At 44.9% G+C, this 8,369-nt stretch carries 8 protein-coding genes and 2 pseudogenes; 5 read left to right on the top strand and 5 right to left on the bottom strand.

The annotated features are described in order from the left end of the window. From B3A20_RS15580 to B3A20_RS15320, 3 genes and pseudogenes are all read left to right on the top strand, one after another. Positions 1-135: pseudogene (locus B3A20_RS15580) on the top strand (glutathione peroxidase); the annotation flags it as partial. Positions 136-143: 8 nt separating this feature from the next. After that, positions 144-581, top strand: a complete 438-nt coding sequence (locus B3A20_RS15325; protein WP_290766675.1) for a MarR family winged helix-turn-helix transcriptional regulator — start codon at positions 144-146, stop codon at positions 579-581. Beyond that, complete coding sequence (locus B3A20_RS15320) at positions 578-1,144, top strand: low molecular weight protein-tyrosine-phosphatase (protein ID WP_290766672.1); 567 nt, start codon at positions 578-580, stop codon at positions 1,142-1,144. The genes B3A20_RS15325 and B3A20_RS15320 overlap by 4 nt, the downstream gene beginning before the upstream one ends. 93 nt (positions 1,145-1,237) lie before the next feature. Here the strand turns inward: B3A20_RS15320 and B3A20_RS15315 are convergent, their stop codons facing one another. The 3 genes from B3A20_RS15315 to B3A20_RS15305 all read right to left on the bottom strand — a co-directional run bounded on the left by B3A20_RS15315 (position 1,238) and on the right by B3A20_RS15305 (position 4,613). Then, positions 1,238-3,163: a cellulase family glycosylhydrolase gene (locus B3A20_RS15315; RefSeq protein ID WP_290766670.1), complete on the bottom strand. Its 1,926-nt coding sequence runs from the start codon at positions 3,161-3,163 to the stop codon at positions 1,238-1,240. Between the two features lie 89 nt (positions 3,164-3,252). Beyond that, positions 3,253-4,035, bottom strand: a complete 783-nt coding sequence (locus B3A20_RS15310; protein ID WP_290766668.1) for a thioredoxin family protein — start codon at positions 4,033-4,035, stop codon at positions 3,253-3,255. Between the two features lie 83 nt (positions 4,036-4,118). Then, positions 4,119-4,613: a hypothetical protein gene (locus B3A20_RS15305; protein ID WP_290766666.1), complete on the bottom strand. Its 495-nt coding sequence runs from the start codon at positions 4,611-4,613 to the stop codon at positions 4,119-4,121. A gap of 417 nt (positions 4,614-5,030) precedes the next feature. Here B3A20_RS15305 and B3A20_RS15300 point away from each other — a divergent pair, with 417 nt between their 5' ends. Both B3A20_RS15300 and B3A20_RS15295 read left to right on the top strand, forming a co-directional pair. Then, entirely contained in the window at positions 5,031-5,339 is a 309-nt protein-coding gene (locus tag B3A20_RS15300; protein ID WP_290766664.1) for a hypothetical protein, read from the top strand. A 93-nt stretch (positions 5,340-5,432) separates the two neighbouring features. Next, a complete protein-coding gene (locus B3A20_RS15295) occupies positions 5,433-6,137 on the top strand; it encodes a master DNA invertase Mpi family serine-type recombinase (RefSeq protein WP_290766661.1) in 705 nt (234 codons plus the stop codon). Here B3A20_RS15295 and B3A20_RS15290 read toward each other — a convergent pair. Together B3A20_RS15290 and B3A20_RS15285 are read right to left on the bottom strand one after the other, a co-directional pair. Continuing rightward, positions 6,071-6,385, bottom strand: a pseudogene (locus B3A20_RS15290) ((deoxy)nucleoside triphosphate pyrophosphohydrolase); the annotation flags it as partial. The gene B3A20_RS15295 and the pseudogene B3A20_RS15290 sit on opposite strands and share 67 nt — an antisense overlap. 1 nt (position 6,386) lies before the next feature. Next, positions 6,387-8,369 (bottom strand): DUF3427 domain-containing protein (locus B3A20_RS15285; RefSeq protein ID WP_290766659.1); only part of this gene is annotated, 1,983 nt, incomplete at its 5' end.

The raw sequence follows: 8,369 nt of genomic DNA, 5'->3' as shown, positions 1-8,369 counted from the left end.
GATTACAAGAACAATCCTGATATCAAGTGGAACTTCACAAAGTTCGTCATCGACCGCGCAGGCAACGTTGTCGCCCGTTTTGAACCCACTGCCAAAATGGAGGACGTACGTTCTTGCGTTGAAAAGCTACTTTAGGAGGTGCAATGATTTGTCCTCAACTAAAACTTGAAAATCAACTATGCTTTCCGTTGTATGCAGTATCCAAGGAAATCACGCGTCGCTATACGCCTTTCTTGGAACCGCTCGATCTCACCTACACGCAGTACATCGTGATGCTCGTGTTGTGGGAAGAGAAAAAATGTAACGTCACTGAACTCGGACAAAAGCTCTACCTTGATTCAGGAACGCTGACCCCGCTCCTGAAAAAGCTCGAGAGCAAAGGCTACATCACGCGCACCCGCGAAGCAAGTGATGAGCGTTGCCTTTCGGTAAGCCTGACCGATGAAGGTGAAAAATTGCAACTAAAAGCCGCGAACGTTCCTAAGTCCATGGCAAGTTGCGTAAATTTGTCAGAAGACGAAGCCAAGTCGCTTTACTGCACGCTTTACAAAATCTTGGAAAGCCTTAGGAAAGACGCATGATAAAAATCTTGTTCGTATGTCACGGGAACATTTGCCGTAGCCCGATGGCAGAATTTGTAATGAAAAAGTTGGTACGCGACATTAGTTCGTCCGCAAAACAAGTCACGACGAACACAGCGTTAACCGCCGCAGACTTCGAGATAGCATCTGCAGCGACAAGCACTGAAGAAATCGGAAATCCGGTGTACCCGCCCGCAAGACGTATGCTCGCTAGTCATGGCATCGACTGCAACGGGAAAACTGCACGCCAGATGACCGTCGCCGACTACAATCATTACGACTACATCGTGCTCATGGATCAAAATAACCTGCGGAATCTCCGCTGGATTTTACCCCGTGACATTTACGAACGAGAACTCGCACAGTATCAAGAAGCTCGAGAACCAGCACAGAAACAAGATGCGCGTGATTCCCGAGCTCACAAAGTTTCGCTCCTCATGGATTGGGCGGGCAAAAACCGCGACGTTGCAGACCCCTGGTACACAGGCGATTTCGAAGCCACCTGGCAAGACGTCAACGAAGGCTGTACCGCCTTGCTACAGCACATTTTGAAAAATTCATAGACTCCTCATAGACTCCTACAAAGAAGCCGGCTCCATAAGGAACCGGCTTTTTGGCGCAAGTTTTAAACAAACTTTAGCGAATAAAGTTTTTACCTATTTCACCGAAATTCGCAACATTTTTCCGCCCGTTTGAGGCTTTGCAATGTAGGTTCCAGGACGCTTCACCGTAGCTGAAATTTTTGAGCGCAAACTTTCGGAGCCGAACGCCTTCAATTTTGCAACAAGGCGACCTTGCATATCGAACACATCATAACTAGCCTCATGCGGAACAGCGTGCAGCGTAGGCTTTCCAATCGCAATCGTCTTTTCGCTTTCAAAGTTCAGCCAGTCGATATTGACGTAGTTTCCGACAATTTCAAGCTTGAGCACATGCTCGCCCGCCGAAAGGCTCACCTTCCCGGCATCGACCGTCGAATAAGTTTCCCAGTCCGCGCCTTGCGGGAACGCGACATTGTCCAAGGCGACCTTGCCATCGACATACAGCTTCATGCCCGTATTTTCCGAAGAAGTCGCATAGCGGACTGAAACCGCATAATCTTCTTTTTCAGCAACCTTCACAGTGTACTCAAGCCATTCGCCCTCTTGCGTGTAACCAATGGCATAGCCATCACCGGCCTTCACGATATCAACAGCGTCTTCGCGATATTCACCACCCTTGTTGTCATCATCCAAATCAAGATAAGCCTTGCCCGAACCGCCGACATCGTAATTTTCGACTTCGACTTTACCAGGAATCTCCATAGCCGTATCCTTGTAAGGGGCTTGCGGAATAATCGGCGTGATATACACGCGATAGCCATACTTTGTATTCGTGATATTTACAGGCACCGTAATCTTTCCGCCACTAACATCGTAATCCTTATTTGATACAGTCGTGGTCGAAGGCACTGCCTTGTCCTTATTTTCCCATACAACATATTCAACAGAGACATTTACCTGACTGCCAAATTCTGCAGGGATGCCCGAAATATTCACATTCACATCGCCCTTGGTGTTGCCGCCAAGCACAATACTTGCAAAGCCCTTCTTCTTGTCGAGAGCGGCAAAACCGTCCACGCCATCGCTCTTGTCGTTCGGCGGGGTCACTTTAGCCATGTAACCGCTCATGTCGCCATACCACTTATAAAGCCACCAGCCGCCACCACGTTCATTGTCCTTGGTGAGAAGGCTCCCCAAACGACCTGGAAGCGGTACAAACCACCAGGAAATCATTGCGCTTTCGACGCCGTGACGTTCAAACTTTGCAATAAACGGCACCGACAGCCCCGGACAACCTTCTTCGGAATGTTCCGTCGAAGAATATTCGTTGATGCTCAGCGGACGTGGAGTCACGTTATACTTTTTTTCAAGCGCGCGGTAGGTTTCGACAGCTCCAACAAAGCCACCACTCCCCCACTGGTGCCAGCTCACGACATCGGGCAAGCAGTTATTCTGTGCACAATACTTGATAAACGCTTCCATTTGCGAAGCGTGGTAGAATGAGTACGAAGGGCCGATAATCTTTGCACCAGGGTCCATCTGCCGAATCAAATCGTAAGTCTGTTTCCAAAGACCGGAATTGAAGTCGATATTCGATTTCCAAGTGTCATTCGGCTCGTTCCAGATTTCGTAACCGTCAAAATTCTTGTTGTTTGACTTAAGCTTGTCGTTGATGACCGATTTTACTTCATTTTTCCAGTGGTCCATATTCTGGAACTTGTACGGCCATCCCGGCAAAACGTCAGCAAGGCGAATCTGAATTTTCGCACCAATGCTTTCGACACGGGGAGCCACAAGGAAAGCCCCACCAATCGGCTGTTGGCGACCGTTACCGCTGCGCGCCGGAGAAAGGAACACGTTCGGCTTGAGCGGGGCGACATCACGCTCGATATTGCTCGGAAGACTCTCAGTAAGGCCATAAAGCGAGCCCGTCGCCACATGCGTCACCGGCTTGATGCTATCGCCAAGACTTACACCCAGATTCACCGCGGCCTGAGAAGCAGAAACCGCCAAAAATAAAAAGAGAAATTTATTTTTCATACCACATCCTTTTTACCACAATAAAAAATACCCCCATAAAGGGGGCATTTCACAGCAATTTGAGCGTTTTTATTGTCGGAATGACAAAACTACTTGCAAGTAAAACCTTGCAATTCAAGCCCGGCCCGCATCTCGCCATAAGTCGAAGTGCGCTTCATGTCCATCGCCTTCATAAACCGGCAATCGTTGTCAATATGCATCTGGAAACCCGTCATCGTCGGGACCACCTCGCCCTTGCCACTCGCGCGGATATGTTCCATCATCTGGTCGCGCCTGTCGAACTGCTCCGGCGGCACAAACACATCCGTCACGATATCGACATTTTCAATTTCTGAATCGCCGAACACAAACGAAATCGTCACAAGATTCTTGAGTCCATTGAACTGGCCATCCACCTTGCAGACAAGATTCTTGTGCGCATTCTTCTTTTTCGGTTTGCTCTTCGCCTTTTGCGCAGCACTTGGCTTTGGGGTGTAATCCAAAGCGCTCAGAAGCTCCGGTTCCTTGACAACGCCCACGCGCTGGTTGATAATGCGACCGTCCTTGATGAAAAAGAACGTCGGAAACGCCCGAATCGGGAGCGTATTCTTGATTTTCTCGATATTCGGTTCGTCAATCCCGATAGACGCAATCTTGATATCGCTGTAATTTTTTGCAATACCGATAAGCGTCGGAATCATGACAAGGCACGGCGGGCAGCTCGTCGACGAAACTTCAAGAATCACAGGTTTCTTGGAATGCAGAATTTCCTTTTCGAAATTGTCATCGTTGATTTTAACGATTTTAATATCTTCGGACGCCCCCGCCACGAGAACCGCAAACACAACAAAGATAGCGACCTTCATCGCCAAATTTTTTCTTAAGCCGTTCATTTTCGTTTCCTTAATTTTTTATCGACAAGATACAAAAAAGCCGACCCTACGGCCGACTTTTCCATCCATTCTAAGGATTTAGATTACTTTGCGCAACCCGTGCCGAGAGTCCCCATCATCACACTCACACACTGGGCTTCTATCGCCGCCGCTTCTGCACTGCCTGCCGGATATTCAAGGCATTCGCCAAAGACACCCGGGACATCGCAAGAAACCATCGCGCCCGTTGCCGGAGTATCAGTAGTGGGCGTGCCTGTAGCAGGCGTATCAGTTGCAGGAGGATTCGTGGCCGGAGCTGCATTTTCGCAACCCGCCACAGGATTGCCCAAAGTCTGCATATCCCACTGAGCGCCATTGCATTGAGCCAATTCAGAATAACCCGTAACAACGACCGTTGCGCACTTGTTCACAGTCTGGGAACATGTGTAATTGTTGTCCAGATCAAAGAACTTATCAACACTCGCCGGGAGCGTATCTTGTTTTGGGCCGGCCGCCGGAGCGTTTGGCGAACTATCGTCACCACAGGCGACAAACGAAGCCATAGCAAAGGCAGCAATAGGAAGAATCAGTTTTCTCATAATGTGTACTCCTTAAAATAATTGGTAGGGATAAACTACAAAAAATACGAACAAAAAACAACAGATAAAGTGTTGGAATTTGTATTCAGATATCAAGCAGATTAATTTGGTCACCAGTGGTGACACATTTCAACTAGCTATCCAACAACACCCACAAGAAGGTGGATGCGCCCCATCGCGGATGCACGTACGGGCCATAAGGCCTATGCCGACTGTCACGGGGATTTTCGAAATCTCAGGCAAAATGCGCAGAAGCGTGTCTGCACACTTGCACACCAACAATATAAGTTACCAAAAGACCGCTGTCAAGAGGTTCCAAGCCCCCAAAACTCAACTTCTTCGAAATTCGTCCCATAACTCGGAGCCATTGTATCTCAAGCATAAAGAATCTAAATTCTTCTACAGGGAAAAAATAACATGTTTAATGCATCACTTTCATGGATCAAAAGCAAACAAGTCTTCCTGAAAATTCAGGCGGGCACGGGGGACAATTTGCAGCAAGAAGACATCCAAAAAGGATTTGTCGATTATTGTCTTTGGTCTACTTTCAAGCCGGAAAACATAGACATAGACGGGGAACTCGATATGGAATGCATCGATAGCGGAATGGTCCTGTCCAAGGAATATTTCACCCCGAAAACAGCGTTGGAATCATGTTACTACGAGGCATATCGTAATAAATATAACGAAGGAGATATTGTCGTTTTGATAGAAGAATCCAATTAAATAAAAAAACTCAAGCAATTATTAGATCATTAATATATGGCCACAACAGGCTGGTTTGCTATATGAGAATCGAAATGGAATACAACATACAAAATGGTTTACGGCTATATACGCGTAAGCACCGACAGACAGACTGTCGAAAATCAACGCTTTGAAATAAAGCGATTTGCACAGCAACAAAATTTGCAAGTTGACGGTTGGCTTGAAGAAACTATCAGCGGAACAAAAAGCTATACAAAACGCAGACTCGGGCGCCTCCTGAAAAAAGTTCGGAAAGGCGATTTAATCATTTGTGCAGAGCTTTCGCGCCTCGGACGTAGCCTGTTCATGATTATGGAAATTTTGAACATCTGCATGAACAAGGAATGCCGCGTATGGACAATCAAAGACAATTACCGTCTCGGCGATGACATTCAAAGCAAAGTTCTCGCGTTTGCTTTTGGCTTGTCCGCAGAAATCGAGCGGAATCTTATCAGTCAACGAACTAAAGAAGCTTTGGCTCGCAAAAAGGCGGAAGGCGCTATTCTCGGGCGCCCCAAAGGTAGTCTAGTCCTTAATTCGAATTGCGAAAAGAATCACGAATGGATCCGTGAAATGCTTTCACAGGGCATGCCCAAGAGCGACATCGCCAAGAATTTGCACATTGCGCGCGGAACGCTTTATAGATTCCTTTCCAATGCTGCGACGACTTCTACATCGGCGGGCAGCCAGTTGACTAAACGCAGTTCCGACATGTTCAACCATTTGGCCGCTTCGTGTTCCAGCAGAGTCAATTCTCCACCAATTACCGAGCAATAAAAACAGTGCATGGTCAAATGAAAAGTCGGATAATCGTAATCCACGGTACAGAGGAATTCGCCTACTTTTACATCAACCGCAAGCTCTTCCTTCAATTCACGGGCAAGAGCTTCTTGCGGTGTCTCGCCAGGTTCCATTTTGCCACCCGGAAATTCCCAGCCGTCCTTGAATTCACCATACCCGCGCTGGGTTGCGAATATTTTATCACCATCCTTAATAATGCCTGCTACGACTTCGATACGTTTCATGTTATCCTACTAAATAATCGTAAATGTCCTGACGAACAGGTGTTTCCAAGATGTATTTTATTTTTACAGCAGATTTGTCTGTGTCTGGCATTGTAAATTCCTGAGCATCTCCCGTTGCATGTAGCCTGCCGAGATAATAAAATTCTTTTGAAGTTTTGTCGTCTTTATTTTTTCTAACAAATAAATCGAGCTTAATGCCAAGTTGATCTGCATTTAATGCATTTTGTACATCGCTGGAGGCTTTGGTTCTGCCTGATTTAGAAACCCAGAACATAGTTTGTTCATCTTCAAAAGAATCTTCATAGCGTTGTGTGACTTTGACGTTTTCATTTTTGTCATAGTTCACAAATATTGGGAACGTTTTTGTCTTTTGATCGTATTTATAGCCACCGATATTTAATGGAACTTCGCCTTTTTCCCAATCTAATAAACGACAAACGTCATCATAAGTGTACTTTGCATAAAGATTGAACGAAGTGTCTTTGTATCTAGTTCCAAAGTATCTTTCATTGCGGAAAAGACCAAAATCAACAACCTCGGTGATTTGCTTACGAAATTCTGTGTTCTTCAATAGGTTTATAAAAGTAGGTGATGCAATGATTGCATTGTTTTTTTCTTCTACGATGATTACGTCAGAATAGGAATCTTTGGCCGCGCCAGTCGCGAAGGAACCTCTTAGTAAATTAAAAACATTTTGTTTTGTATTAGAATTAAAGAAAATCCCTTTTTGAGTTAATGTTTTTTCAAGATCGTTCCACAAATCATTTGATTTGGAATCGTCTAAAATGGACTTAAGTAATAGCAATTCATGAATACGTTTGCCATTGGCGAATTTTGTTGAAATGTATTTTAAATACGATTCTTCAAGGGAATTTAATTCTACCTTGTATTCTTCCTTTTCGACTTTCTTCAAAAATGCGTGATATGATCCTAATGATGCGTTTTCAAAAATACGCATAGCATCGATTTCTCCGTATTCCTCGTAGTCCATTAACTTTGGAATTCGGCCCAACTTGTATTTGAGGTTTTTATAGCATTCTTTGATTAGTTTAAATTCGTTAAAATTGGCAGAATCGATGGATTCGTAAATTCGCTTACGAGCAATTTCATCAAAGTGGATTGTCGATGCTCCTTCAAGTACTTTTACCCCTTGGCGAACGTAACGACGAATGTTGTCCTTGTTGTAAGTTCTATCTCCAGACAAGGCTATTGGAATCATGTAATTGTTGGTGTAATTGCCGATAAAATCAAGAATCATTACGAATTCTTTGTTCTCTGCTTTTCGAAGCCCGCGACCTAATTGTTGTATAAAGATAATGGGCGATTCTGTTGGGCGAAGCATTAAAATTTGATTTACTTGCGGGATGTCTATGCCTTCATTAAAAATATCAACGGTAAAGATGTAATCAAGGCCGTCATCACGATTATCTTGCTCCAATTGCTCGACTGCTTTTTCACGAGCATCTTGGGAGTCTGCGCCAGAAAGTGCTATAGTTTTGTATCCACGATCGTTGAATTTTCTAGAAAGTTCTTTCGCTTCTTCTATTGTGCTGCAAAAGGCTAAACCTTTTACTCGATTACCACTATGGTCAAAATATTCTGCTTTTTGAATGACGTAATCGACTCGTTTGTCGCATGTTAAATAATTGAAATCGCGTAGTTTCTTTTCTGAACCATCAACTTCAAAATCCGTAATTCCATAATAGTGGAACGGACAAAGAAGATTTAAACGCATTGCTTCTTGTAATCGAATTTCATGTGCGATATTGTGTCCGAAAGCGGAGTAGACATCAAATTTGTCACTACGATCAGGCGAGGCAGTCATGCCAAGCCACAAGTCTGGATTAAAATAGGCCATCATGTTTTGATAGCTTTTGCCTCCAACACGATGAGCTTCGTCAATCACAATGACTTGAAATTCGTTATTAGCAAATTCTTCGTAGTGTGTTGCCATTGTTTGCATTGTTGCAAATACGAAATCGCA

This window comes from Fibrobacter sp. UBA4297, assembly GCF_002394865.1.
Lineage (GTDB): Bacteria > Fibrobacterota > Fibrobacteria > Fibrobacterales > Fibrobacteraceae > Fibrobacter.
Note: the sequence above shows the minus strand (reverse complement) of the source record. Positions and strands in the feature narration are given on the sequence as shown.